Below are 26,979 nucleotides of genomic sequence, written 5' to 3'. Positions count from 1 at the left end.
GCTTTTCCTGGCACGCCGGAGACAGGCTGTGATCCGTTTAACGCCCCCGTATTTTTTCCCCGAGTTTCTCAAACCCCAAGGCAAAGCCTCGCCCACCGCCCGTGAACGCACGCTGGGGCTCACCGCCAAAGACCGTGAATGGCTGTACAACCTCTACCTGGCCACCGACGAATCTCGGCAGGACACACGCCGGCATGATCACCCCATGCGCGTTGAAAAGGTGCTGATCAATATTTCCGGTAAGCCCCCCATCCCCCTTGCCGGCGCGTTCGCGATCAGCCCGACACCCGACGACGCCAAGGCGTTGCTCTACACCCCGGATAACGGCATCCAGGTCTATGACAGCCATGCTGAACTGCTGAGCGAATTGACCGAGCAATTGGAAGACCCACTGCAGAGCGCCCCTTTGCTCAACTACCTGTCGACGGATCAACGCAACTCGCTTGGCGCTGACACGCCCATGGTGCTGACCACTCAGATCATCGAAGGTGACGTGATGCCAGAGCAAGGGCGCATGCTGCAGGCCTGCCAGTTGGATAATGTCAAAGCCATGCTCGGCCACCTGCAAAAAACCCCGACCTTGCCTGACATGCTCGATACGCTGCTGAGCATCATGGGCCGCCAGCAGTTCAAACACCTGGATCTACGGGACACACGGGTCAATGTCTTTACCCGCGAGGCTGAGCAGGCAACGCCACGCTGGGTCAACGTGCTGACCTTGAGCGAAGCGCTGCTGCAATTTTATGTGCGCCATGGGTGGCCCAAAGGGCAAACCCGCGAATACTCGAACCCAAAACATGACACCACTGACCTGACCACCGCCGAACGGGAAGAAGATCGCCAACGCTGGGAAGCCTTGATCGAACAGAGCTCAAGCATTTTTTCGAAGCTGTTGGAAAGCCTGCTGCAGACCTACTGGAATGAAGATATCGACAGCGGCACCTCCCGCGTGGATTTTTTTGCCCAGGTCATGGCGCAGAAGTTTCGCCTCGATGTGCTGCTCAAACGCCAGAGCGACATTATCACCGCCGATGAAAGTGACGCACTTCAGGCACTGTTCCTCAGCGACCAAAGTGCCCGCAGTGCCCATGCCGAAAACCTCAATGTAGAAAAGGTGCGCCTTTATGCGCCCCATCAACATTACGTTGAACCGGCGAGCACGTTGATGATCACCGAGCACCACGCTTACCTCTACACCCAATCGCGGGGGTTACAGGTGCTGGAAAACCTCGATGACCTCAAAGACCGGTTGCTGAGCATGCTCAAGGCCCAAGGTTACGAGGACGAATGGCTCAACGCACTCTCACTGGATGAGCGCGACACGCTGCTCGGCCTGGACCCGATCGCCATCGCGGCAAGGCCGATTCCCGGCAATGTGTTTGTAACCCTGGTGCAAGACATTGTGCGCAAGCAAACAAACAACCTTAACCATGCCCTGCAAATCTACCGACGCAGCGATGGCCAAGTGGACCTGGCGGCCCTGCTCGACAGCGCCCTGGATGTGCGTGCCCTGCTGGACAGTCAACTGGCCACGCTGGAGACCGCCGGGCGCTGGACCTTGCACCCGGTCACCCGCGGCGATGGCCGCCCTTCGACGGTCAAGGCCGAGCGTGCCCGGCTCCAGCTCCAGAGCCTGCAGGCGGTTGAGCACGCACTGGCGCTGGAGCGCGCGAACCATCCGACGTTACGCAGCATCATAGCGGATACGCTCAACGCCGAACTGAAACTGCAACAACAGGCGGTCAAGGCCAGCGAGGTGTATATCAACACCTACGCCACCCGCGCCCAGGAGCGTGAAGAGCGTACGCCAGTGCAGTCATTGAGCATGCTTGAGCACTTCATTGAACGCCTGGCCCAAGAGGCGCCTGCTGTGCCCCTCTCGTCCAGGACGAAGTTCTATACGCGGGGCGCAGGCAATGTATTCGTGCAATTGCCGAGCATGACGCTCAAAACGTTCAACACCATCATCGAGCGCGTCCTGCTGCTGTTCTCCAAGCAGGCCATACGCCAGCAACCCCATGATTTTCTCGTCAAGACTCTCGCCAAACACGCCCACTCGATGCTGGTGGGGTTACGCAGCGAAGCCGAGCTGAGGTGGCTGGATAAAACCCTGGCGCCCACCAGCAAGGCCATTGTCGACACGCTACTTCAGCCCGAGAGTCTGTCGCGCTTGACCCGCCATGGCCTTAACGGTTTTTTGCCGGATGCCTATGGCTTGACGCTGGACTTGAACGCCGTCGATACGCCACAACCGCTGGCCAATATTTTTGTCATCACTGAGCGCGGCGGTCTCGACCCGCAGCGCTCGGGCCAGGCGCTGCTCTGGACCCCGCGCCTGGGCTACGAAGTCTTTGCCTGCATCAGCGACCTGCGCGATGAAATCACCCAGCGCCTGGCGCACCCGCTCAACAGCTTGAGCCTGCTGGAGAACCTGCCGTTCTGCTTGCGCGAGCCCCATCAGGCCTTTCGCCAGGGGCCGCTGCAACGTATCGATCAGGACCTTTTGAATGACCGAGTAAACAGCTACAACGACGCGGTCATGGCGGGCGTTGATCACTTGCTATCCATGGGCCTTGGGGCCCGCGCCTTGCAAGACCGGTTGGACGCCGTCATCGAACAGCCGCCGCCCACCAACCTTGGCAGGGCGATCACGCTGGCCGATGCCATGGTCAACCAGCAGGCACTGCCGGTGTGGCTCGGCATGGCGCCGCCTCAGGAGCAAATCCACCAGGCCGAGCTTCTGGAGCAGTATTGCAACAACGCCGGCGAGGAACACGACTACCTGCATGACATCCAACCCATCCGCGCGTATGCCTTAACCACGCTGACGGCGCTGCTTGAGGCGCGCTTTCCCGGCAAGGGGCTCAACCCCGATGACATCCTGATCCCCACCCATGCGGTGCTCGATGTGAATGTCGACAACCTGACCGACTTTGCCTTGCGGCACTGGCCAAACCTGACGGCGCAACACATCCGCCCGCGCTCACGCACCGCCAAGCCATTACCAAAAGCCCTGGACGCCAGTGCGGTGATACAAATGGTGCGACAGCTGGACCTCAAAAGTGCTTATCAACAACGGGTGCGAAGCCAGCTTGAAACAAAAACCGACGATGCGCGCCAACGCAAACGCCTGTTTTGCCGCCAATTGCCTTGGCAAGCGTTGCAGTGCGCCCACGAACACAGCTTGCAGGAACGCCTTTCCACCCAGGCGTTGAGCCTGGTGCAACAGATTTTCGATATGCCGGACGCCGTAGCCCGAGCCTCACTCAGTGGCGCCACGGCGATGATTCGACCGCTGGAACTGATCGCCACCGAAGGCGCCAGTACCGCCAAAGTGCTGGGCGTGTACCTGATCGGCCCGCAGAGCCCCGGCGATGGACCATGGGTGCTTTACGCGCCGTACAGCGAACAACATGTGTTCAAGGAATATACGGATGAAACGGCCCTGCTCGATGAGATACAAAGGCCGGGCGTCCTGCAGGACTGGGTGCTTATGCACCTGGAAGATCCGCACCAGGCCACTTACCGCCACTTGCTCAAAGACAGTCGCCATCGCCCCTCCGATATCCGCCTGGCAGCATCGCCAGTGAAGGGCAATGTGCTGCATTACCTGTTCAGTGAAAATACATTGATGTTGCTCAAGGTGCTGGGCAGCCAATTCGAAGAAGGCGCCAAGACCTTGTGGGACCATGCGACCCGCTTGTTCGGCAAGGAAATCCCCACGGCGGTACAGTTCATGGCCGGCAAACTCGCCTACCCGCTGGTGGTATGGCGCAGCTACACCTTGTTCAAGCGCTCGGCCGAAGCCTTGCAACTGCACCAGTGGAAGGCTGCGTTCAAGGATTTCGTCAGGGGCGTGGCGCAGATGGCCGCCCTGCGCAGTGCGCTGGACGGCACCGCCCTTGCACCGCCCACCGAAAAAGAGCGCTCGCTGGCCGAGCTGACAGACACGTCACTGCCCGCCGCCACCACCCTCGACACCTGGCATATCACCAGCCCTTCGCGCACCCGGCTGCAGCCGTTCGAGGCACAGGATGTGGCATTGCAAGACCTGAAAAAAAGCACGCTCAGCCAGGTGTATGAAGACCGCAAAGCCTCGAAATACTACGTGCCGCTGGCCGGCAAGGTGTATAGCGTCAAGAAAGCCGCAAAACGCTGGCGCCTCGCCAACGACGAACAGGTTGGGCCGTACATCGGCCGCGATACGCAGGGCATATGGGTACTGGAGCTGGGCGACCAAGAGCCGCGCTTCGGCAGGGCTCAGTCATACCTCAAGACATGGCGCAACGAAGCACGGGATATCAATATTGAAGCGGTGGGCATCCGCGATATCGGTGCGTTGACCTACTGGAAAGCCCAAGCCATCACCGAAGCGCTGAACTTTGCGACTTATTACGCGCTGAACTGCCGCCGCAACGTCGCGCAATTCGCCACACAACGCGACCCGAACAGCCGGGTTGGGCGCTTTTTGGGAGAAATGTTCGGTGTCGTCACCCTGACGCCGCACCAGGTTTCGAAAGTCACCAAAATAATCGACGAGATACTCAATGAGCTCACCGACCCCAGCTTGACCGGTCCAAATTCCATGCGTTTTGTAGTGGGCACCAGCCGACAGGATCCCGCATCGGATTATGCGTTCATGATTCCCGCCGACAGAGAGCGAAAACTGTATCTGCTGAGCCGCTTCTTCGACCCCAATCTGGACGTTTATCAGAACCGCTTGCTGGAGAATGTGGCCTTCAACATATCGACGCACGCCAGGGCCAGTACGCTGATTCACGAATTGACGCACTTGAAGCTGGACACCGTAGACATTGCCTACCTGGACAGCATGCGGCCCTTCCCGGACTTGATCAATATCCAAAGGCCCGGCGCCGCAGTGCTTAAAACCACCCTGGAGGATCTGCGCAGCACGGCGTTATCGACGATGACGCCTGCAACCATGCTGTTCAAGACTCAAGACAGCCTCACCGCGCTGTGGGAAGACTTCCAGCCAGGCTCGGCAATTGAAAAGAAAATTTTCAAGGCGACGGGCGCCAAGACCTTGCAGGACGCAAGGGTCATCTTCATGTCGGTACCTGACAAACGCATTGACACCATCCTGGCCAATGCAGACTCAGTGACGTACCTGATCACCCACCTTGGGCGCTACTTGGAGCCGGGAGCCTGAGCGGCCCCCGGCAGGTACATCAGTCTTTCTGGTCACGCAGCACATTGCCAGAAGCGCCATCGATGCGGGCTTCATATACGGTGCCATCGGATTTGCGGCCTTTGACTTCCCAGTAGCCATTGTCATCCGCTTCAGCGGCGTAGACCTCAACGTAGCCGGCCTTGGTTTTCGCCACCTCGATGGCTTTTTCAATAGTGATCCAGCCTGCACCCGGCTTGTCGGCCATGGCGGCGCCAGCGCTCAGCAGCGCGGAAGTAGCACACAGGGCGATCAAGGTTTTCTTCAACATTTTCGTACTCCATAGTGGACGACAGGTTAATTCCTGATTTTTTAGGCGCACGCAAACAAGAATAAGTTCCAATTGATGTGCAATCGCCATGATGCGGTTCTCGCCGTCTGCCTTGGGAGGTTAGAATGTGGGAAATCAGGATGAGTTAATGAGCGAAAAGCCCCTTTCAGAAACCGAATATGACGCCATCACCGACGCCGCCGCGCATTGGTGCATGCGCCTGCATGCTGCAGATTGCACAGCCGGCGAACGTCAGGCTTTTACTCAATGGCACGACGCCCATCCGCTGCACGCTTTCGAATATGCGGCCATGCTTGAGATCTGGGACGTGGCCGATCATCTGCCGCGCGAAAAGCCTGACGCGGTGGTGGTGCCCCTCAAGAAGCCGCGCAGCCGCCTGCGCACCTACGCGGTAGCCGCAGCAGTGTGCCTGGGGGCGCTGCCGCTTGCCGCTTTCACCGGCTGGGAAGCGGGTTGGTTGCCCAGCTCTTATGAACGCTTCGAAGCCGCCAATGGCTTGAAAAAAGTCACCTTGGGCGATGGCAGCCAAGTGGAGTTGAACCTGGGCACCGAGTTGGTCTACAGCCATTACAAGGACCAGCGCCGGGTCACCCTGAAAAAGGGCGAAGCGTTCTTCAAGGTCGCCCACGACCGCGACCACCCGTTTATCGTGCGAGCCGGCACAGGCCAGGTAAGGGTGACCGGCACGCAGTTCAATGTCTGGGAATATGAAAACCAGGTGCGGGTGATGTTACTGGAGGGCTCGGTGCAGGTCTCCAGCGACAGCGAACACGCCAGCGTGCCGCTGAGCCCAGGCATGCAAGCCAGTTTCCGCCAGGGTGACGCCACCCCGCTAGTCGCCGCCATTAATCCCGATGACACCGCGCTGGCATGGCGCCAGGGCAAGCTGGTACTCGACAACCTGACCCTGTCGGACGCCCTGCCCCTGATCAACCGCTACCTGAAAAAGCCGGTGATGCTCGCCGACGCCAGTACCGGCGCGATTCGCATCGGCGGTATCTACAACATCAACGAGGTCAACAACCTCGTGCCCTCCTTGCCCAAGGTGTTGCCGGTCTACCTGACCCAAAACCAGGACGGCAACCCCGTGCTCAATTCCATTCCACGTAAAACCCCCAAGGGCTGAGCCCGCTCGCACGAACGGGTACGTTTGGGCCGCGGGTGTCCATTTTTGAAACACCTCCCTCGCCTGCATCGCCCGCCGCGTGCGGATTCATGGTTCTGTCACAGGCAGTGTTACATCGCTGAGACAGCGTGAGGCGAGCATGGGCCTATCTCACGCTTTGCGGACTGTTTCAAACCTGAAACAGGGTTGCCATCACTTTGCCTTGTCTTAAACCCAAGTCCTTGAATAACCACATCTAATAGAAAGCGGCACGCCTTCTGCTCCTTCCCTGATATCGCTGTTTAGGGTCAGCGTGAAGAATAAGGACTGCCGCCGTGAACACACTCACACACGCCTCGTCGATAAACGTACTGCTGATCAGCTGCGTGCTCAGTGCCGGTGTCAGCCTGACAAGCCAGGCGGGTGACGGCGTGATCGTGACCGGGCGCACCGTGCAGGGCCATATGTATGGGCGCACCTCGCTGCCCGACCCCTACCCCAACACTGCCAATGCCAACCCCAGCAAAGAGATCAACAACGCCCTGACCGGCGAACTCAGCGACAGGGATATTGGCGGCATCAGCAGTGGCTCCAGCCTCGCACGCTCCCTGCAACAAGGCGGCAATTTGTCGGGCCTGGGCGCCACACAAAACAGCATGTCGACCCTCGGCGCTGGCGCAGCGGCCGGCCATGGTGCGGGCAGCGGCAGCAGCATGGGCGGGCAGATCAGCGACTCGATCCAGCGTGGCATGGCACCGCTCAACAACCTCGGCAGCATGATGGGGGGCAAGTGATGAAGCGCGCCCTATTGATAGTCGCCCTGCTGGGCAGCGCCACGGCCATGGCCGACAACACTGCCGTGATCAACAACAGCGGCCAGCAGTACGACGGTGTGCTGTCGATCAACCAGGCCGCCGGCAACCAACAACAAATGTCCAACAGCCGCGCCATCGCGCTCGGTGGCCAGGCCACCAACGTCGACATTCAGCGCGTCGACGGCAAGGTCGATCCGTCCCTGAACGCCAAGGCAGCGATCCAGGGCAACTCATTCAGCAGTGGCAACGGTGTGCTGGGCATCAACCAGGCGGCCGGGGCCAATAACCAATCCATCAACGCTGTGCGGATCAGCCTCAACCCTGGCCCGCAGAGCATCGATGACAGCGTCCTGTTGCAACAGAACACGACGACGCTGGCAACCGACTCAGGACTCACCCCCACCACTGGCAGCCGCCAGGTCGTGACCAGCGACCAGGCCTTCACCGGCAGCCGAGGAGTGACGCAGGTGGTCCAGAGTGCAGGGGTGGGGAACCGAGTGGCTAACACCCTGGGCATCACTATCAAGTAACCGCTTGGTAGACGTTCGTCAGACCGTACCAACACTTAACCAACTAATTAGAAGCAAGGAGAAACACCATGAAACCTCAAATGGCTCTGAAACCAATGGTTTTCGCTCTCGCCGCACTCATGGCTGCTGCTGCTCAAGCGGGTGGTTGGCACCCTGCGCCTCAACCAACAGGCGTGATTGCCGCTGTGGTAACCGATGTACAAAACAGCGCAGGCAATAAGTTCGATGACACCAAAACCGAAAACAATTCGTCTGCCGACAACTCGGTAAACGGCAACAGCGGTAACGTTGGGGTCAACGTGCAGTCAGGCAGCGGTAACCAGGCCGACAACTCTGCTGCCATCTCCAGCGCCAAAGGCGACGCAGCCACCGTATTCGGCGTAGTCGATGTGAATCAAAACAGCGCGCTGAACAACTTCGTCAACAAAGGCACGCAAAACAACTCCTCCTTGGATAACACCGTCAACAATAACTCGGGCAACGTGGGTTACAACGGCCAGTCCGGCCAAGGCAACCAGGGTAAAAACAACCTGGCTATCGTGACCGCAGATGGCAAAAACATCGCAGCGGCGGCCAACACCGAGCAAAACTCGCTCGCCAACAACTTCCTCAACGCCGCCGCTACCAGCCACGGTTATGGCTATGGTGGCAAACCTCAATACGTGTCCAACAACTCCAGCCTCGACAACTCGGTAACCCGCAACTCCGGCAACGTGGGTGTGAACCTGCAATCCGGCTCTGGTAACCAAGGCAGCAACAGCCTGTCGATCGGTCAAGGCTGCACCGTCTGCACCAGCGGCGTGCGCTTCTGATCCAACGGGGCCTTGGCGACAAGGCCCTTTTTATTCCAATGTCCAACAGGTCATTCGATCATGCGTATCGCGACCCTCACCCTCCTGATGTTACTCACCGGCACGAGCTGGGCAGGCACCATGGCGGTCTCCGCCATGCCCGGCGGCGCGGTGATTTTCAAGAAGGTCGAGAGCATTCGCGAGCGCCGGTTCGCCAACCTGGTGGAACAGAAAACCGATTTCAGCTGCGGTGCCGCGGCACTCGCCACCATCCTGCGCCAGGCCTACTGGCTGGACGTCGACGAAGCGCACATCATCAAAGGCATGCTGGTCACTGCCGACCAAGACCTGGTACGAACCCAGGGCTTTTCCATGCTGGACATGAAGCGCTACCTCGAAAGCATCGGCATGCGCGCCCGGGGCTACAAGATCGCACCCGAGACCCTGCTGACCGTGAAAATCCCCGTGGTGGTGCTGCTGGAAATCCGCGGCTACAAGCACTTCGTGGTGTTGCAACGGGCCGACAAGGACTGGGTGTACATCGGCGACCCCGTATTGGGCCACAAGCGCTATTCCCATGACGATTTCGTCAAAGGCTGGAATGGCATTGTCTTCGCCGTACTGGGCGAGGGTTACGACAAGGCCAACGTCTTGCTCGACCCGCCCCTGCCGCTGACCGCCAAGAGCCAGATGAATGAGTTCCGGCCCGTGGGCGATGCCGAGCTGATGGATTTCGGTTTTATCCAGAGCGACTTCTTCTAGAAGCGCAATAAGGGGCAGGACGCCCCAGGAGCAGCAGATGAACACTTCCCGTTGGCTGACGGTCTTGTGTCTGGCCGCCTCAATGCCTGCTTATGCGTCCTCGGGGTTCAAGCCCATCGAACTCAAGGACGCCGAAATGGCCGAGCTGCGTGGCCGTTACGTGATGCCGGGGCGCATCATCAGCTTTGGCATTGTCATGAGCAGCACCTGGACCAATGCCGAAGGTAGCAACATTACCGGCACGGCCAACATGCAGATCGACAAAACCACCATTACTCCTCAGTTCTATGTGCAAACCACCGGCTCGACCGGTACCGGCACCCCTCCCAACACGGGCACCGGCAATGTGGTCGGGGGAGCCGGCCTCGGCAGCGGCCAGGGCGTGACCCAAAGTGTACGCACCGCCGGCGATGGCAACGCCGCCTACAACACTGTGGGCATCAACGTCGAGAATGGGGTTACCCCCGCCAATAACCAGCAGTCCGGCCAGGTGCTGGTGGCTGGCGGCACAGTGACCGGCGACAGCGCCGCGGGCCGTGTCAGCGTATCGGCCAGCAATGACGGCGTGCAGATGGCCATCCAGGCCAATCACAACCAGGGCAACAGCCTGCAACAGATCGGCGCGGGGAACGTGCTGCAGGGCACGGTTTTGACCGGCAATAGCAACCTTGTCAGAAACATCACCCAGATCAACGTAGTCATGAATAACAACGGGCTGAACAACGCCGCGCTGAACTGCAACCTGGACCAACTTAAAGGCCTACGCACGCTCGGTTATTGAACTACGCTGACCCTCGACACTTACGCATTAGAAAAGGACGGCTTATTTCATGCATCGATCGTTATCGCTTCGTGCGGTGGTTTGTTTGAGTACGCTCTTGCCCGCATCCGTGCTGTATGCCGCGCCAGACGCTGACATCGAAACCCTGAAGAAGGAACTGCTGGAACTCAAGCAACGTTACGACGTGCAGCAAAAAGCCCTGGCCGTGCTGGAGCAACGTGTGCGCCAGGTCGAGGATCAACCGGCCACGCCTGCCCCCAGGCGCCTGGCTAAATCACCTGCCGACTTCAAGAACGGCGCTAACACTGTCGCGGCTAGCGGTACGGGCGCAGCCGCGGCCTCCGGTGGCGCTGGCGGCGGTGGCAGTTCCTATGGCCAGGCCCTCAAGGACGACTCGGCCCCTGCGCAAAGTGTGAGCAACCTGTACAACGAAGCCAGCGGCTTTTTCGGCAATGGCAAGTTCAGCGTGGAAACCGGCATCACCTATGCCCGTTACGACGCGCGCCAATTGACCCTCAATGGTTTCCTGGCGCTGGACTCGATCTTCCTGGGCAACATCAACCTGGACCGGATCAAGTCCGACAGCTGGACCCTGGACCTCACCGGGCGCTACAACGTCGACAACCGCTGGCAATTCGACCTGAACGTGCCGGTGGTATACCGCGAGTCCACCTACCAGTCGGGCGGCGCCGGCAACGACGCCACCGCCACCTCCGAAGGCTCCGTGACCCGCGACCCGACCATCGGCGATGTCAACTTTGGCGTGGCCTACAAGTTCCTCGACGAAACTTCGACCTTGCCGGATGCGGTGGTATCCGTGCGCGTCAAGGCACCGACGGGCAAGGAGCCTTTTGGCATCAAACTGGTCCAGCAAACGAACAACGACAACCTCTACGTGCCCGAAAGCCTGCCGACGGGCAATGGGGTCTGGTCGGTCACACCGGGCATCTCCCTGGTCAAGACCTTCGACCCGGCCGTGTTGTTCGGTTCGTTGTCGTACACCCACAACTTTGAAGACTCTTTCGATGACATCAGCAGTCAAGTCAATCAGAAGGTGGGAGGCAAGGTGCGCCTGGGCGACAGCTTCCAGTTCGGGGTGGGCGTAGCGTTTGCTTTGAACGAGAAGATGAGTATGTCGTTCTCGGTGTCCGACCTGGTGCAGCGCAAGAGCAAGCTCAAGCCAGATGGCGGCGACTGGCAATCGGTGGTGTCCAGCGATGCCAACGCCGGCTATTTCAACGTGGGCATGACGATTGCCGCCTCGGATAACCTGACCATCGTGCCGAACCTGGCGATTGGCATGACCGATGATGCGCCGGACTTTACGTTCAGCCTGAAATTCCCGTATTACTTCTGATTGGCTTGCCTGCAGGCGGTGTGTCAGTTGCTGCATCTGTGACTGCACTACCGCTTTCGCAGGCAAGCCAGCTCCCACACTGGTCTGCATTGCCCACAGAATCAGCGCCTGGCGCAGATCCCCTGTGGGAGCGGGCTTGCTCGCGAAAGCGGAGTGTCAGTCACTGAATCTCTAACTGAACCACCGCTTTCGCAGGCAAGCCAGCTCCCACATTGGTCATGCATTGCCCACAGAATCAGCGCCAGGCACCAATCCCCTGTGGGAGCGGGCTTGCTCGCGAAAGCGGAGTGTCAGTCACTGAATCTCTAACTGAACCACCGCTTTCGCAGGCAAGCCAGCTCTCACATTGGGTCTACCCGCCCTAGCGGATCTGGTGTTTGTGCAGCAACCGGTAGAACGTCGGCCGGGAAATCCCCAGCACGCGGGCTGCGACACTGAGGTTGTCGCTGTGCCGGTTGAGCACATCGCACAGCGCTTGGCGTTCGGCGCGGTGCTTGTAGTCTTCCAGTGTCGCCATCGGTGCCGAAATGACTTGCTGGCCTTGCAGCCCCAGGTCAACCGCTTCGATCTGGCGCCCTTCGGCCAGTACCAGGCCACGCCGCACGCGGTTGGCCAGTTCACGCACATTGCCCGGCCACGGGTGTTGCCCCATCGCCACCAAGGCCTCTTCGCTGAAACTGCGCGGGCGCCGTCCGGTTTCCTGGCTGTAGAAACGTGAAAAGTGGTTGGCCAGCATCGCCACGTCGCCATGGCGTTCACGCAACGGCGCGGTGACCACTTGCAGCACATTCAGGCGGTAATACAGGTCTTCGCGAAAGGCGCCCTTCTCTACCGCCGCCTCAAGGTTGACGTGGGTGGCGGCCAACACGCGCACATCCACCGGGATCGGCTGGCTGCCGCCAACGCGTTCGATGTGCTTTTCCTGAAGAAAGCGCAACAAGTTGGCTTGCAGCTCCATCGGCAGATCGCCGATTTCATCGAGGAACAGGGTGCCGCCGTTGGCCGCTTCAATACGCCCGATCTTGCGCTGATGAGCGCCGGTAAACGCGCCTTTTTCGTGGCCGAACAGCTCGGACTGGATCAGGTGTTCAGGGATGGCGCCGCAATTGATCGCGACAAACGGCTTGGCGTGCCGCTGGGACTGGCGGTGCAAGGTCTTGGCCACCAACTCTTTACCCGTGCCACTGTCACCGCGGATCAACACCGGGGATTCCGTCGGCGCCAGCTTGGACAACAACTTGCGCAGCTCGCGAATGGGGCGGCTCTCGCCCAGCAATTCGTGGGGCTCATCCACCGGGGCGTAGCCCTTGCCACGCAGGCGCGCCATGCCGAACGCACGGCCCAGGGTCACCTGCACCCGGGACACATCGAAGGGCAAGGTGTGGAAGTCGAAAAACCATTCGCAGACAAAATCGCCGACGTTCTGCAAGCGCAGTACATCCTGGCTGAGCACAGCGATCCACTCGGTGCCGCTGCGGCCAATCAACTCCTTGACCGCCTCGGGACGCTCCAAATGATCACGCTGCAAACGCAGCAGGCCCACATCGCAGGAGCGCTCACCCACCGCCTCCAACGCACAGCTGTCCACTTCCCAGCCGGCGGTGCGTAAACCGGGTAAAAGCCCGTGGCAGTCGTCACAGGGGTCGACCACCAGTAAGCGGCGTTGGGAGGGCGTCGCAATCATGACTGTTCCTTGGCGCCAAGATTGTTAAAGTTATTTAGAAACAACAGTTTGTGGCGACTGCTGGTAACCCTAGCAAGATCTTGACGCTGACCTTGTACCATTTCGCTATAAGTGTGGGCAAAAAGCCATGCCTGTTTCGTAGCGCGCCAGAAGTTGCTCGCCAGTGAAAGGCTTATTGCGCTTTCAAAACAGCCGCTTACATGACGTCAATCAGGGAAAGTTAAAATTTCTTGCCCTAGCATGTGACCCGCACCCCACCATCGTGCATCAGTACAAGTAACCCACCGCACGGTCAGCCCAACCGCCGGTACTCACTTGAATGGGCATACAGAGAGAAGACCCAAATGAACGCTCCGCTGCGCATCAACGAAGCTCTTTTGATTGCAGACCGTGCTTTCCAGCCCTTTCAGTGCGTGGCCTGGCACGATGGCGTTGGCGCCCTCAGCCTGAGCGTCATCGACCGTACCAACACCCGCATCGGCAGCAAACAGCTGTCCTCCACTGCGTATACCGACCCGGCTCAACTTGAAAACCTGTTATTGCAGGCCCGCGCCGAGCTCGATAAAGAGGGTCACCAGTTGCAACACTGGGCAATGCCGAAGTAATTGCATGCAGCAACTTCCAGCCCAAGTAAAACTTGAGCTGGAAGTTGTGCAGTCATCCGTCAGTACTTAACGTGCGGTGAGAATAAAACGTTCGAACGCTTCGGCAGCGCCGTCCTCGACATTACTGCCGGTGACCACATTGGCCTGGCGCTTGACGGTTTCTTCGGCCTGGCCCATGGCAATCGACAACCCCGCCACATGAAACATCGCCGGGTCATTGCCACCGTCGCCAATCGCGGCCGTTTGCGCCAGCGGCACGCCCAGGTGCTCGGCCAGGGTTTTCAAGGCTTCGCCTTTGTTGGCCAACATCGCAGTCACGTCCAGGTACACCGGTTGCGAACGCGACACCTGGGCCAACCCCTGCACTTTCGGCTGCAATTGCGCTTCCAGCTCCACCAACAACTGGGTGTTGTTGCTGGCGGCGACGATCTTGTCGACCCGGTCCAGGTATGGCTCGAAACTCTCCACCACCACCGGCCCATAGCCCAAGCCATCGGCTTCGCGCTGCACCATGGGCCCGGGCGGATCACGGCGCAGCCAGTCGCCATCGGCAAACACCCAGACTTCCACGTCCGGCTCGGCCGAAAACAGCGCCAGGGTGATCAGTGCTGCTTCCGCCGGCAAATGGTGGGCAACCAGGATGCTGCCATCCGGGTTGACCAACGTACCGCCATTGAAGCCCGCCACCGGCACATCAATACCGAAGGTTTCGATCAAATGCCGCATGGCCTTGGGTGGGCGCCCGCTGGCCAGGCTGAAAAGCACCCCGGCCTCGCGCATGGCGCGAATCGCATCGGCGGTGCGTTGGCTGAGGCTGTGGTCGGGATGCAATAGCGTCCCGTCCACATCACTGAGGACAAACCGGATGGGTTGAATCGTCGCGTCACTCATCCGAGGCTATGCCAGGCGCGGCCATCACGGGCCAGCAAGGCATCGGCCGCCGCCGGGCCATCTTCACCGGCCTTGTAGGCCTGGATACCGTCATCTTGCTTCCACGCATCCAGGAACGGCTGCACCGCACGCCAACCGTTCTCGATGTTGTCGGCACGCTGGAACAGGGTCTGGTCGCCGGTCATGCAGTCGTAGATCAGGGTTTCGTAACCCGTCGACGGCTGCATTTCGAAGAAGTCTTTGTAGTCAAAGCCCAATTCGATATTGGCCATTTCCAGGGTCGGCCCAGGCTGCTTGGCCAACAGGTCGAACCACATGCCTTCGTTCGGCTGGATCTGGATCTTCAGGTAAGTGGGCTTGAGCTCGTCGACTTCGGTATCGCGAAATTGCGCATAAGGCGCCTGCTTGAAGCAGATCACAATCTCGGTGTCGCGGATGCTCATGCGCTTGCCGGTACGCAAGTAAAACGGCACACCGACCCAACGCCAGTTATCAATCATCACTTTGAGCGCCACGAACGTCTCGGTGCTGCTATCAGGCGCGACGTTGGCTTCTTCGCGATAACCGGGCAATGACTTGCCGGCGATTTCGCCAGCGGTGTATTGGCCGCGCACCGAGTTGGCCCGCGCATCTTCCAGCGACCAAGGGCGGATGGCACCCACCACTTTGGCCTTCTCACCCCGCACCGCATCGGCGCCAAAGGCGGCCGGCGGCTCCATGGCGACCATCGCCAGCAACTGGAACAGGTGGTTGGGCACCATGTCGCGCAGTGTGCCGGTCTTCTCGAAGAAGTTGCCCCGGGTTTCCACGCCGACGGTTTCAGCGGCGGTAATTTGTACGTGATCGATGTAGTGGTTGTTCCAGAACGCTTCGAACAGCACGTTGGAGAAACGGCTGACCAGGATGTTCTGCACCGTCTCCTTGCCCAGGTAATGGTCGATGCGGTAGATCTGTTTCTCGCTCATCACCTTGAGCAGGCAGGCGTTGAGCGCCTCGGCGGTGGCCAGGTCGGAGCCGAACGGCTTCTCGATCACCACGCGGCGAAAGCCATCGTCGGTTTCATTCAACAAGCCGGCACTGCCCAGGCGCTGCACCACTTCACTGAAGAAGCGCGGTGCAGTGGCAAGGTAGAACACTGCATTGCCGGTGCCGCTGTCAGCGATCTTGCTGGCAATATCGGCATAGGTGCTGTCGTCGAGGAAATCGCCCTCGACGTAGCTGATGCCCTTGGCCAATTGCGCCCACAGCGCAGGGTCGAGGGCGTTTTCGGCATTGCCCCGGACCTTGCTGGAGGCTTCGGTACGAATGAAGTCCTCGAGTTTCTTGGCAAAGTCCGCATCGCTGATGGCGTTGTGATCAACGCCGACGATACGCAGACCATCGCCCAGCAACCCGTCGCGGCTCAGGTTGTACAGCGCCGGCATGAGCAGGCGCTTGACCAGGTCGCCATGGGCGCCAAACAGAAACAACGTGGTGGGTGGAGCAGGTTCGGCCTTGGGTTTCTTGCCGTTGGCGGTCATTTTTTGGAAGTCTCCACATGGCCACCAAAGCCGAAGCGCATGGCAGACAGCATTTTGTCACCGTAGGTGCTCTGCTGGCGGGAACGGAAACGCGCGAACAGCGAGGTCGACAACACCGGAACCGGCACGGCCTGCTCCATGGCCGCTTCGATGGTCCAACGGCCTTCGCCGCTGTCGGCCACGGAGCCTGAGTAGCCGTCCAGTTTCGGGTCGGTGGCCAGGGCGTCGGCGGTCAGGTCCAGCAGCCAGGACGACACCACGCTGCCACGACGCCAGACTTCGGCGATGTCGCCAACGTTGAGGTCAAAGCGCTGGTCTTCTGGCAGGTTCTCCGAGTTCTTGGTCTTGAGGATGTCAAAACCTTCGGCAAACGCCTGCATCATCCCGTACTCGATGCCGTTGTGGATCATCTTGACGAAGTGCCCCGAACCCGCTGGGCCGGCGTGAATGTAGCCCTGCTCGGCACGTGGGTCGGCAGAGGCCGAACGGTCCTTGGTGCGCGGGATGTTACCCAGGCCCGGCGCCAGGCTTTTGAAGATCGGGTCGAGGCGATTCACGGTCTCGGTGTCGCCACCGATCATCATGCAATAGCCACGCTCCAGGCCCCAGACGCCGCCCGAGGTGCCCACGTCCACATAGTGCAGGCCCTTTTCAGCCAAGGCCTTGCCGCGACGCACGTCGTCCTTGTAGTTGGTGTTGCCGCCGTCGATGATCACATCGCCGTCTTCCAGCAGTTCGCTCAGTACGTTGATGGTGTCTTCGGTGGGCGCGCCCGCCGGCAACATCACCCAGACGGCACGGGGCTTTTGCAAGCCGGCCACCAGCGCTTTCAGGTCGGCGACGCCGGTGGCGCCCTCCTCGCTCAGGGCTTTGACGAAGGCTTCGTTACGGTCGTATACAACGGTGGTATGCCCATTGAGCATCAGGCGCCGCGCAATGTTACCGCCCATGCGGCCTAGTCCGATAATCCCCAGTTGCATGTGCTGATGCTCCTAACTTCTAAAAAATGTGTGACATAGTTTATAGCGCAATGAGGCTAATGAGGGTTAGTCCAGAGCGGATCCGTGTAGTTTCATGTCAAAAAAATTGCCATCGTTTCACCATCACCCCGGCAAAAGTCACACGACCACCAAAAATAAAAAAGTTCCCTTGGCGCGAAAAAGAATTCAAACTTGCTTCCGACTGTTGCCAAAAACCTGTTTTGGCACCGCGATCTACCGGCTATTTGCGAGGTAAGCAATGAGCACAGCACAGATGACCCGTCCGCCACAGACCCTCTACGTCACCATCCGTCGCGATGAACTGCGCCAGTTGAAAGACGAGCGTGATCAGTTGCAACAGGAAGTCCTGCGCCTGCGTTCACACCTTCAAGCCCATCTCGATCAGCCGTCGGATGCCAAGCCTGCGCTGTGCTGAAGCCCGCGCCAGTAGCCTTGTAAGGCAATACCTACAGAAAACTCACAAAGTTTTCACACTCCCCTCTTGATACTCCCGTTCCGCGATGCCGCTCACTTCCTGGGCGGCCCGATGTTGCGCGCCTGTGCGCGGCAATCTTTTTCTGATGGGGCGCTGGATGGCGATGTTCAAACGCAGCACGACGACTGCGAAAGGCTTTGATTGGGCCGGCCTTGGCTGGTTATTCCTGTTTTTCTGGTATTTCTCGGGTATTACCCAACTTCTTATCCAACTGACCGGCACCTCCGGCTTCAGTGGCTTCCGCCAGGCCTTCTTCATGAGCGCGCTGTGGCTGGCGCCGATGTTGCTGTTCCCGCGCCGTACGCGCCTGCTCGCCGCCTTGATCGGCGTGGTGCTGTGGGCGTGTTCCATGGCGAGCCTGGGTTATTTCTTCATTTACCAGCAGGAATTCTCCCAGAGCGTCATCTTCATCATGTTCGAGTCGAACATCTCTGAAGCCGGCGAATACGCGACCCAATACTTTGCCTGGTGGATCGTGCTGGCGTTCATTGCCCACACCGCCTTCGCCATCTTCCTGTGGACGCGCTTGCGCCCGGTGTACCTGCCGCGCGGCCAGTCGATCGTGGCAGCCATTGCCATCGTCCTGGCAGTGGTGGGCTACCCACTGGTCAAGCAGATCGCCACCAGCGAAACCATGGAATTGGCTATCGACCGTTTCGAAACCCGCATCGAGCCTGCCGTGCCTTGGCAGATGATCGTCGCCTACCGTCGCTACACCGAACAGTTGGACAACATGCAAGGCATGCTCACCAGTGCGAGCAAGATCCCGCCTTTGAACAACCTCAAGGACAGCATGGCCGGCCAGCCGTCCACACTGGTCCTGGTAATCGGCGAGTCGACCAACCGCCAGCGCATGAGCCTCTACGGCTACCCACGCAACACCACGCCGGAACTGGACAAGCTGCGCGACCAACTGGCCGTGTTCGATAACGTCATCACCCCGCGCCCCTACACCATTGAAGCGCTGCAACAGGTTCTAACCTTCGCCGACGAAGAAAACCCGGACCTGTACCTCAAGACGCCATCGATTGTCAGCGTGATGAAACAGGCCGGCTACAAGACCTTCTGGATCACCAACCAGCAGACCATGACCAAGCGCAACACCATGCTCACGACCTTTTCCGAACAGGCCGACGAGCAGGTGTACCTGAACAACAACCGCAATCAGAACGCCCGTCAGTACGACGGCGACGTACTGGCGCCGTTTTCCAAGGCCCTGGCCGATACCGCCGAACGCAAGTTCATCGTGGTGCACCTGCTGGGCACCCACATGAGCTACCAGTATCGCTACCCGCAGACCTTCGACAAGTTCACCGACCGCCAGGGCGTGCCGGCGGGTGTCAGCGATGCACAACTGCCGACCTACAACAGCTATGACAACGCGGTGCTGTACAACGACTTCGTGGTCTCCAGCCTGATCAAGGACTACGCCAAGACCGACCCCAACGGCTTCTTGCTGTACCTGTCGGACCACGGCGAAGACGTGTTCGACTCCGCCGGCCACGACACCTTGGGCCGTAACGAAGGCAAGCCGACCGCGCCGATGTACACCATCCCGTTCATGGCCTACGCCTCGCCAAAATGGCGCGAAAGCCACGACTGGAGCTTCGCCGGCGACTTGCAACGGCCTTACAGCAGTTCGCAGTTGATCCACACCTGGGCCGACATGGCAGGCTTGAGTTTCGATGAGCTGGACCACAGCAAGAGCCTGGTGAGCGACAGCTTCAAGCCACGCCCCCTGTTGATCGGCAACCCTTACGAAACCAAGCAAAAGGCGCTGATCGACTTCAGCCTGATCAAGCCCAAGAAGGCCGACGGCGCCGAAGTGGTGGCCAAGTAAGCCAGGGTCTTGTAACAGAAAGATAACAACCTTTCTCGTTTAACCCTGAAGTTGCGCAACTCCTTTCGTCTTTGAACCAAGCCCTCCCTGCCTGGGGAGGTATCAAAGACGACAAGGAGTCTGCAGCGATGTTCGCTTCCATGACCTTCGCTACCGGGCACACCAGTGCCTACACCACCAGCTGAACCTCTGCGTCAAGAACCCCCCTCAATTCATCTCGGCGGTCACACGCCAACCATGTGTATTGGGGGCGCGCCGCGTGCCGTCACGCTGGATTGGACGCTGGAACAGCGCAAGAACACGACCATCGTTACTGATCGCCTCTTCTCGGGCACACGCTCGCCATCCGCCATCGACCAGCAACTTGCGCTGAGTACTGGTTAACAAAAACCAGAGAGAACTCCATTAAATGAGGCATTTTTTCAAAAGGTGACTAGCCTAGTTCACTGGACGCTTATGACGCGTCGATATAACCGGCAAGGAATGGAAGCATGTCTGAATTCTGCAGTATTAGAACGCTCCTGTTGGCCTCCACCCTGATCCCGAGCTTTGCAGCATTCGCTGACAATGCCGATACCGCGAACAAAAGTAACAACCCGCTCAACCTCGCACCCGGCATGAATCTTCAGGATTACTACACCCCCAAGATCTATGACACCAATGTGCATACCAATGACGCCTTATTGCGCGGCACGTTGCCAATCGCGCCGAATGACTTCATCGGCGTTCCCCAGTTGCTGCGGGCGACACTGCCGATCAGCACCCGCCCAGATCCCCACAACGGCTATAGCACCGGTATAGGCGATCTGAATTTATTCGATATTTTCCTGCTCAAGACCGACGGTGTACAACTGGGTATAGGTCCGCAGATTACCGCGCCCACCGCCGCGCAAGATGAGCTGGGTACCGGAAAATGGCAGGCGGGCCTGGCGGCGGTGGCTATCGACTCATCGCCGCGCGGCCTTCTTGGGGCCTTGGTTCAGTACCAAAGTTCCTTTGCCGGGGATCATGATCGAGCCCACGTCGAAAGTGCCACCTTTCAACCGTTCGTCATTCATAACCTGCCCAAGGGCTGGTATCTGCGCTCAACGGCGACCTGGACCTTCAATCTGAAGGACGACACCCATTACATCCCTATTGGCCTGGGTGTAGGCAAGGCGTGGAAGTCGGGTACCAACATCCTGAACGCCTTCGTCGAGCCGCAATGGACCGTCGAGCGCAAAGGCGATGGCCTGCCACAGTTCACCGTGTTCGCCGGCCTTAACGTCACCTTTGGAAAATAGTGCGTGCAAGAGATACCCATGGCGGCTCAAGGGCCGGGCATTTCTAGACGATGACAAGGAATTGATAATGATCACTGTAAAGCCTGTGCATGCGCTGATTGCTGGTCTCTCATTGCTAGTGAGCACGGCCGCGAGTGCCGACTTCACCGCCACACCCTCAGAGGCCCGCGAGATCGCCAAGCAAGCTTATCTTTATGGCTACCCCGTGGTAGAAATGTACAAGACCCTGTACACCCAGGCGGTGGATGAAAAAGGGCCTAATTTCAAAGCGCCGTTCAACCAGATCGGCAATACCGCCATGGTATTCACGCCCAAAGACAGCGCGTTCGTGACGCCCAATTCCGACACGCCTTATTCATTCGTGTGGATGGACTTGAGAGCCGAGCCGCTGGTGCTCACGCTGCCGGCGGTTGAAGAAAATCGCTACTACTCCGTGCAATTGATCGACCTTTATACGCACAACTTCGATTACCTGGGAACTCGCACCACGGGCAACAAAGGTGGACACTTCATGATTGCCGGCCCGGACTGGAAAGGCGAAAAACCCGCCAACATCGACCGCGTGATCCAGAGTGAAAGCAACATTGCCTATGCGCTGTATCGAACGCAGTTGTTCGATGAGCAGGACCTGTCCAAGGTCAAGGCCATTCAGCAAGACTACACCGTCCAGTCTCTGAGCCAGTACGAGCATTCTTCAGCACCAGCCTCCGCACCCAAGGTGGATTGGCCTGTGCCGGTCGACAACATGAGTGACAGCCCGGAACTCTTTCGCTATTTGAACTTCATGTTGGGCTTCGCACCGCCTCAACCGGTGGAGAAACCGTTGTTGGCCCGTTTCAAAACGATTGGCATCGCTGCGGGCGAACCTTTTGACTTAGCAGCGCTTAGCGCAGAACAACGCCAGGCACTCGAGTCGGGCATTGCCGACGGCAAGGCCGAATTTGCCCAATTCAAAAAAGATAAAGTCGACAGCCATCAGGTCACCAGCGGCGACTTTTTCGGTACCCGGGAACACCTCAAGGGTAATTACCTCTACCGCTATGCGGGCGCGAACATGGGGATCTTTGGCAACTCGACACAGGAAGCGGCTTATATCGGTTACTTCGTCGACACACAGGGCAAGCCCGCCGATGCCTCAAAACAAGCCTATATCCTGCATTTCAATAAAGGTGAGTTGCCACCCGCCAAGGCGTTCTGGTCCCTCACTATGTATGACGGCCAAAGCAAATTACTGGTGGCTAACCCGCTTAACCGCTACCTGATCAACTCGCGAATGTTACCGGACCTGAAATTCGACGCCGATGGCGGCCTTACCCTGTATGTACAGCCAGACAATCCCGGCAAAGACAAACAGAACAACTGGCTACCCGCGCCTGATGGCCCGTTTTATGGCGTCTTGAGAATTTACCTGCCAACGCCGCAATTCCTTACAGGCCAATGGCAGATGCCGCTGCTGACGCCGGTGAAGCAGTAATGGCCCCTCCATCATTTCTCCAGCAGAGCGCTTATTGATGCCCAGTCGGTTTGAGATGCCAGCGGTACTGACCGTGCTTATCGCCATGTGCAGCCCCTCTTTGCAGGCCGCTGAAGGCGGCGTCGGCAGGCCCATCACGGGTCAACAAATATTCTCCAACGCCGGCATCGTCCCGCCTGAACCCGGCTGGGTGATGTCGCTGACCAGCATCTGGTACGACGGCAGCCTCAAGGGCGCAAAGTCAGTGCCCATCGTGGGCGAGCTGAGCAGTGGGCTGGACATGAAGGTCTCTTACACCATGGCCAACTTCACTCATGTCTGGGATACCGGGCCAGGGCGCTGGAATTACGCGTCGGCCATTGGCGTACCGGTTCAATACACCGATGTCAGGGCAAGCCTCACGGGGCCGCGTGGACGCAGCCTGGGCAACGATGATGCCGGCACGCAGTTTGCGGACATGCTGGTCACGCCCATTGCGGCGGGGTACCACTTCGACAAGGTCAATCACATTGCGTTTTCCTTGCCCATTTACGTGCCTACAGGCGCTTATAACGAAGATCGCCTGGCCAATCCCGGGCAGAACAATTACACCTTCATCCCGACCGTCGCCTTTACTCACCTGGACGGTAAAGGTGGCGAGTTCAGCCTGATGGCAGCGCTGGAGCTCTACACCGAGAACGATGCCACCCATTACCGCAACGGCAACATCTTCACCCTCGACGCGCTGTGGACCCTTGGGCTTTCCAATGGCTGGAGCGCCGGACTGGCTGCCGGTTACGTGCAGCAAATTACCGATGACAAAGGCGATACCGCCGACGCCCTTGGTGGCTTTCGCGGCCGCTCGGTGGGCGCCGGGCCCGTCATCGGTTGGAGTGGAAAATTCGCTGACGCCGACGCCACCATCAGCGCGCGCTGGGTGCCGGAATTCGATACCAAAAACCGGCCACAAGGTGATGGCGTGGCCATCAATCTGACGTTGGCTTTTTTCTGACATCAAGGCTGCCAAAGAAAGGAATCCCATGAACACACGCCCAACTTTCATCCTTGTAGCCGCCACTGTGGCGCTGACAGGCATCGCCCATGCCGCTGAGGTTGAGTCATCTGCCACGGTGCCGGTGACCGTGGATAATTTCGTGCGGGCTGAAAGCGATGTCTACCTGACGGCGATGATCAAGCAAGGCGGGCTGGGTAAGCTCTTGCACCGCCGCGAGCCTGCCTCGATCGACCACCAGACCGTGATCCGGCTCAACCGCGATACGCTTTATTCTTCCGGGGTGTTTGATTTGGACGCCGGTCCGGTCACCCTTACTTTTCCTGACCCTGGCAAGCGGTTCATGTCCTTGCAGGTCATCAACGAGGACCATTACACCCCTAACGTTTATTACGGTGCGGGCACCCATACGCTTACCCGGGAAAATGTTGGCACCCGCTATGTGGTCACGGCCGTGCGTACCCTTGTCGACCCCAATAACCCCGAAGACGTCAAACAGGTCCACGCGCTTCAGGACAGCATCACCGTCAGCCAGAAAAGCGTGGGCAAGCTCGAACTGCCCGCCTGGGACCCCATCAGCCAGAAAAAAGTACGCGATGCGCTTTTGGTGCTCTCTTCAACCATCCCGGATTTCAAGAAAGCCTTCGGCACCAAGGCCGAGGTCGACCCCGTTCGTCATCTTCTCGGCTCAGCGTCAGCGTGGGGAGGCAACCCGGACAAGGATGCCACTTACCTGAATGTCACCCCCGTGAACAACGATGGCAAGACAACCTATCGCCTGACCGTCAAAGACGTGCCGGTGGATGGCTTCTGGTCGGTCAGCCTTTATAACGCGCAAGGGTATTTCGAGAAGAATGCGGCAGACGCCTACACCGTGAACAACCTCACGGCAAAGAAGAGTGAAGATGGCTCAATCGTTATTCAGTTCGGGAACTGCAGTGCCGAGACTGCCAATTGCCTGCCGATCGTGCCAGGCTGGAACTATACCGTGCGCCTGTATCAACCCCGTGCGCAAATACTCAACGCAAGCTGGAAGTTTCCTGAGCCCGTAGCGGTGCGTTAATCATAGAAGCGCTTACACGCAGTCCTGAACGTTGACGACATTAACTTCAGGGCCGCCTTGGTTAATTCCCACTTAATAAGATAACGCCATAGTCGCTCCATGATCTGATCACGGAGCGACCGGACACCTATCACTTTTAATGGGAATACCGCGATGAAACTGTCGACCTTGATGCTGGCCAGCCTGATGACCCTGACCTCCGCCGCCGCCTTTGCAGAGGGCGGTGCAGAGCGTTCCAAGGAGTTCTACAACAACTTCAGCTTCATTCAGGAAAAAACCCACGGCAAGGCTGAGCAACAAGTTGCCAGCGCCGATGGCAAATCGGTTAAGTCTGAGACTGTTGATCAGGCGCAACCGAACAGCTGAGTTAATACTTACTTAATCCGTAGCACCCTGCGCCATTCTGCTCCGTTGGCGAAGGTTTATTGGGCGCCATTGAATGGCGCCCTTTTTTTGCCGGTTATTTATTACAACGGTTTATGCCAGAACAGCATCCGCCCATGGGCGGGATCAAACACTGAGTCGTCAAACCCGAACTTGCGGTATGCCGACTGTGCCAGGGCATTACCTTCGAGTACTTCGAGGGTGATCTTGCAGCAACCACGCTGCCGAGCGATTTCCTCGACCTTTTGCAGCATCTTCTGACTCAAGCCCAAGCCGCGGAATTGCTCCTTCACCACCACATCGTGGACGTTGACCAAGGGCCGGCAGGCGAAGGTCGAGAAGCCTTCAAAGCAATTGACCAACCCCGCTGGCTCCCCCCCGACAAACGCCAGCACGCTGAACGCGTGTGGGCGCTTGGCCAGCTCGGCGGGCAGTTGCTGCAAGAGATCGGCTGGCAGGCTGTGGCCGCCGCCCATCGGATCTTCAGCGTAATGGTTGAGCAGCAGGCCAATGGCGTCGGCGTGCACGGCGTTGGTATAGCTGGCTTGCAGCACCAGGATGTCTGGGGTGTCCATGTCCTTCCTCGATAGCGACAACCAGGGAATCGTTTCCCTTTGAGAGGGGCGATTGTAAGCGTGGAGTCGGCAGTAGATGAAGGAGATAAGCGACAAATAACTGACAGAAAGTGCGAAGGTTGCGCGCATCAAAGCGCGCAATGAGCCCGCAAGCAGCGATTTTTCCTAGGTGGCGAAGCGTTGCAGTTGCATCTCCTGCAGCCGGCTCAGGGTGCGACGGAAAGGAAATTCCAGGTAACCATCGGTGTACAGGTGCTGCAACGGCACACGGGCTTCGATAAAGAGCGGCACCTTGCGGTCGTAGCATTCGTCTACCAAGGCAATAAAGCGACGTACGCTGTCATCGTGCACCGACAACTGCGGCAACTCTCGATCCCCAGCCACCACGCGCTCGGCGCCGTCTTCAGTGCCACGGGCAATTCGGCCCGGGCGTTTCTGTGCACTGAGGTTGGGGACGTCTCCCAGCAGGATGGCGCGGAAGCGATCACACAACAGCATGAAATCCATGGCGGCCAGGGGTTGCTCGCACAGGTCGGCATAGCGACACCAAAGCACGGTGTCACTGGCCTGCACCGTCATGATGGTGCGGTGCCCTACGTTTACCGCCCCGCTGGTCACGGTTTGGCCTTGGCTCAATTGTCGGAACACCGCCGCCAGTGCCTCGGGTTGATTCACCCAATAGCGCTGCATGCCTGCGCCGGGATGCAAGCGATGATCCTCGCCACCGTCCACGGCCACCACCTGCATATGCTGCTTGAGCGCATCGATGCCCGGCAGGAAACGCTCACGGTTGAAGCCATCGGCATACAACTGGTCGGGCGGCTGGTTGGACGTGCACACCATCACCACGCCTTCCTCGAACATCACCTGAAACAGGCGGCCGAGAATGATCGCGTCACCGATGTCATTCACAAACAGCTCGTCGAAGCACAGTACGCGCACGGCCTGGCTCAGCTCCCGGGCCAGCGCCTGCAAGGGGTCCTGGGTGCCGGTGAGCTGGAATAAGCGCTGGTGCACCCACGCCATGAAGTGGTGAAAATGCTGGCGCCGCGCAGGCACGCGCAGGCTTTGGTAGAACTGGTCCATCAGCCAGGTCTTGCCGCGCCCCACCGGCCCCCACAGGTACACACCGGCAATCGGTGAACGCCCTTGGTGCAAGGCCTCGTGACAGGCTTGCAGGGCTTGGACCGCCCGGCGCTGGGCGTCGTCGGCGACGAAACCTGGCTGGGTGATGGCATGTTGATAAGCGGCGAGAGGCGAGTCGAAAGTCATGTTTGCCAGTATGACTGATAGACCGGAGATGTACTCAGCTTGATCCCGCATTCCGGACATAGGTATCTAGACGACTTTGGTGCGACGCTGGGCCTGTGGCGAGGGAGCTTGCTCCCGTGACGGCCTGCCAACCAACGCCTATCTACCTGGCACCTCACGATCCAACTGTGGGAGCTGGCTTGCCTGCGATGACGGCCTCACAGTCAACACAGTTGGACCGGGTACATATCCGTTATTTAGGTAACGGCCCCTTAGGGTTCCGCCCTGACGGCGGGTCACTTTGGAAAAGCCCCAAAGTAA

23 protein-coding genes are annotated in these 26,979 nt (G+C 58.9%); 16 read left to right on the top strand and 7 right to left on the bottom strand.

The window, feature by feature from the left end; all coding sequences use genetic code 11:
• Positions 1-28 precede the first annotated feature (28 nt).
• The gene (locus V8689_RS13175; protein ID WP_056784725.1) at positions 29-5,170 is read left to right on the top strand and encodes a dermonecrotic toxin domain-containing protein; all 5,142 of its coding nucleotides are present in this window, start codon (positions 29-31) and stop codon (positions 5,168-5,170) included.
• 19 nt (positions 5,171-5,189) lie between these two features.
• Here V8689_RS13175 and V8689_RS13170 read toward each other — a convergent pair whose 3' ends face one another.
• Positions 5,190-5,459, bottom strand: coding sequence for a PepSY domain-containing protein (locus V8689_RS13170; RefSeq protein WP_003190899.1), 270 nt, complete (start codon positions 5,457-5,459; stop codon positions 5,190-5,192).
• 148 nt (positions 5,460-5,607) lie between these two features.
• On the opposite strand from V8689_RS13170, the gene V8689_RS13165 reads away from it, so the two are divergent.
• From V8689_RS13165 to V8689_RS13135, 7 genes are all read left to right on the top strand, one after another.
• Complete coding sequence (locus V8689_RS13165; RefSeq protein WP_056784721.1) at positions 5,608-6,606, top strand: FecR family protein; 999 nt, start codon at positions 5,608-5,610, stop codon at positions 6,604-6,606.
• A 314-nt stretch (positions 6,607-6,920) separates the two neighbouring features.
• Positions 6,921-7,379 (top strand): hypothetical protein, encoded by a 459-nt coding sequence (locus tag V8689_RS13160; RefSeq protein WP_056784719.1) that lies wholly within the window; start codon positions 6,921-6,923, stop codon positions 7,377-7,379.
• A complete protein-coding gene (locus tag V8689_RS13155) occupies positions 7,379-7,930 on the top strand; it encodes a hypothetical protein (protein WP_032892085.1) in 552 nt (183 codons plus the stop codon). Before V8689_RS13160 ends, V8689_RS13155 begins: the two co-directional genes overlap by 1 nt.
• 68 nt (positions 7,931-7,998) lie before the next feature.
• Positions 7,999-8,742 carry a hypothetical protein gene (locus tag V8689_RS13150; RefSeq protein ID WP_056784716.1) on the top strand — a complete coding sequence of 248 codons (744 nt, stop codon included), beginning with the start codon at positions 7,999-8,001 and terminating at the stop codon, positions 8,740-8,742.
• 60 nt (positions 8,743-8,802) lie between these two features.
• Positions 8,803-9,483 (top strand): C39 family peptidase, encoded by a 681-nt coding sequence (locus tag V8689_RS13145; protein WP_044273466.1) that lies wholly within the window; start codon positions 8,803-8,805, stop codon positions 9,481-9,483.
• A gap of 37 nt (positions 9,484-9,520) precedes the next feature.
• The gene (locus V8689_RS13140) at positions 9,521-10,264 is read left to right on the top strand and encodes a hypothetical protein (protein WP_056784714.1); all 744 of its coding nucleotides are present in this window, start codon (positions 9,521-9,523) and stop codon (positions 10,262-10,264) included.
• 49 nt (positions 10,265-10,313) lie between these two features.
• The gene (locus V8689_RS13135; protein WP_056784711.1) at positions 10,314-11,621 is read left to right on the top strand and encodes an autotransporter domain-containing protein; all 1,308 of its coding nucleotides are present in this window, start codon (positions 10,314-10,316) and stop codon (positions 11,619-11,621) included.
• Positions 11,622-11,982: 361 nt separating this feature from the next.
• Here V8689_RS13135 and V8689_RS13130 read toward each other — a convergent pair whose 3' ends face one another.
• Entirely contained in the window at positions 11,983-13,305 is a 1,323-nt protein-coding gene (locus V8689_RS13130) for a sigma-54 dependent transcriptional regulator (RefSeq protein ID WP_056784706.1), read from the bottom strand.
• A gap of 344 nt (positions 13,306-13,649) precedes the next feature.
• Between V8689_RS13130 and V8689_RS13125 the strand changes: the two genes are divergently transcribed.
• On the top strand, positions 13,650-13,910 hold the full coding sequence (locus V8689_RS13125) for a hypothetical protein (protein ID WP_032892091.1): 261 nt from the start codon (positions 13,650-13,652) through the stop codon (positions 13,908-13,910).
• Between the two features lie 66 nt (positions 13,911-13,976).
• Here V8689_RS13125 and V8689_RS13120 read toward each other — a convergent pair whose 3' ends face one another.
• From V8689_RS13120 to gnd, 3 genes are read right to left on the bottom strand one after another with little or no spacing between them, the layout of a single operon-like run.
• Complete coding sequence (locus tag V8689_RS13120; RefSeq protein ID WP_032892092.1) at positions 13,977-14,801, bottom strand: Cof-type HAD-IIB family hydrolase; 825 nt, start codon at positions 14,799-14,801, stop codon at positions 13,977-13,979.
• The gene (zwf, locus tag V8689_RS13115) at positions 14,798-16,321 is read right to left on the bottom strand and encodes a glucose-6-phosphate dehydrogenase (protein ID WP_056784704.1); all 1,524 of its coding nucleotides are present in this window, start codon (positions 16,319-16,321) and stop codon (positions 14,798-14,800) included. The genes V8689_RS13120 and zwf overlap by 4 nt, the downstream gene beginning before the upstream one ends.
• Entirely contained in the window at positions 16,318-17,301 is a 984-nt protein-coding gene (gene gnd, locus V8689_RS13110) for a phosphogluconate dehydrogenase (NAD(+)-dependent, decarboxylating) (RefSeq protein WP_003190882.1), read from the bottom strand. The genes zwf and gnd overlap by 4 nt, the downstream gene beginning before the upstream one ends.
• Positions 17,302-17,575: 274 nt before the next feature.
• Here gnd and V8689_RS13105 point away from each other — a divergent pair, with 274 nt between their 5' ends.
• The 7 genes from V8689_RS13105 to V8689_RS13075 all read left to right on the top strand — a co-directional run bounded on the left by V8689_RS13105 (position 17,576) and on the right by V8689_RS13075 (position 24,814).
• Positions 17,576-17,737, top strand: a complete 162-nt coding sequence (locus V8689_RS13105; RefSeq protein ID WP_003190881.1) for a DUF6026 family protein — start codon at positions 17,576-17,578, stop codon at positions 17,735-17,737.
• 157 nt (positions 17,738-17,894) lie between these two features.
• Entirely contained in the window at positions 17,895-19,637 is a 1,743-nt protein-coding gene (locus V8689_RS13100) for a phosphoethanolamine transferase CptA (protein ID WP_032892095.1), read from the top strand.
• A 491-nt stretch (positions 19,638-20,128) separates the two neighbouring features.
• On the top strand, positions 20,129-20,920 hold the full coding sequence (locus V8689_RS13095) for a hypothetical protein (protein ID WP_056784701.1): 792 nt from the start codon (positions 20,129-20,131) through the stop codon (positions 20,918-20,920).
• Between the two features lie 67 nt (positions 20,921-20,987).
• Entirely contained in the window at positions 20,988-22,394 is a 1,407-nt protein-coding gene (locus V8689_RS13090) for a DUF1254 domain-containing protein (RefSeq protein WP_434520724.1), read from the top strand.
• Positions 22,395-22,431: 37 nt separating this feature from the next.
• A complete protein-coding gene (locus tag V8689_RS13085; RefSeq protein ID WP_056784694.1) occupies positions 22,432-23,385 on the top strand; it encodes a SphA family protein in 954 nt (317 codons plus the stop codon).
• A 28-nt stretch (positions 23,386-23,413) separates the two neighbouring features.
• The gene (locus V8689_RS13080) at positions 23,414-24,448 is read left to right on the top strand and encodes a DUF1214 domain-containing protein (protein ID WP_056784693.1); all 1,035 of its coding nucleotides are present in this window, start codon (positions 23,414-23,416) and stop codon (positions 24,446-24,448) included.
• 153 nt (positions 24,449-24,601) lie between these two features.
• The gene (locus tag V8689_RS13075) at positions 24,602-24,814 is read left to right on the top strand and encodes a hypothetical protein (RefSeq protein WP_056784690.1); all 213 of its coding nucleotides are present in this window, start codon (positions 24,602-24,604) and stop codon (positions 24,812-24,814) included.
• 101 nt (positions 24,815-24,915) lie between these two features.
• Here the strand turns inward: V8689_RS13075 and V8689_RS13070 are convergent, their stop codons facing one another.
• Together V8689_RS13070 and zapE are read right to left on the bottom strand one after the other, a co-directional pair.
• Positions 24,916-25,407 (bottom strand): GNAT family N-acetyltransferase, encoded by a 492-nt coding sequence (locus tag V8689_RS13070; RefSeq protein ID WP_003190875.1) that lies wholly within the window; start codon positions 25,405-25,407, stop codon positions 24,916-24,918.
• Positions 25,408-25,572: 165 nt separating this feature from the next.
• Positions 25,573-26,679: a cell division protein ZapE gene (gene zapE, locus V8689_RS13065; protein ID WP_056784688.1), complete on the bottom strand. Its 1,107-nt coding sequence runs from the start codon at positions 26,677-26,679 to the stop codon at positions 25,573-25,575.
• Between the last annotated feature and the right edge of the window lie 300 nt (positions 26,680-26,979).

The organism is Pseudomonas sp. AK181 (genome assembly GCF_051122975.1).
GTDB lineage: Bacteria > Pseudomonadota > Gammaproteobacteria > Pseudomonadales > Pseudomonadaceae > Aquipseudomonas > Aquipseudomonas lactis.
Note: the sequence above shows the minus strand (reverse complement) of the source record. Positions and strands in the feature narration are given on the sequence as shown.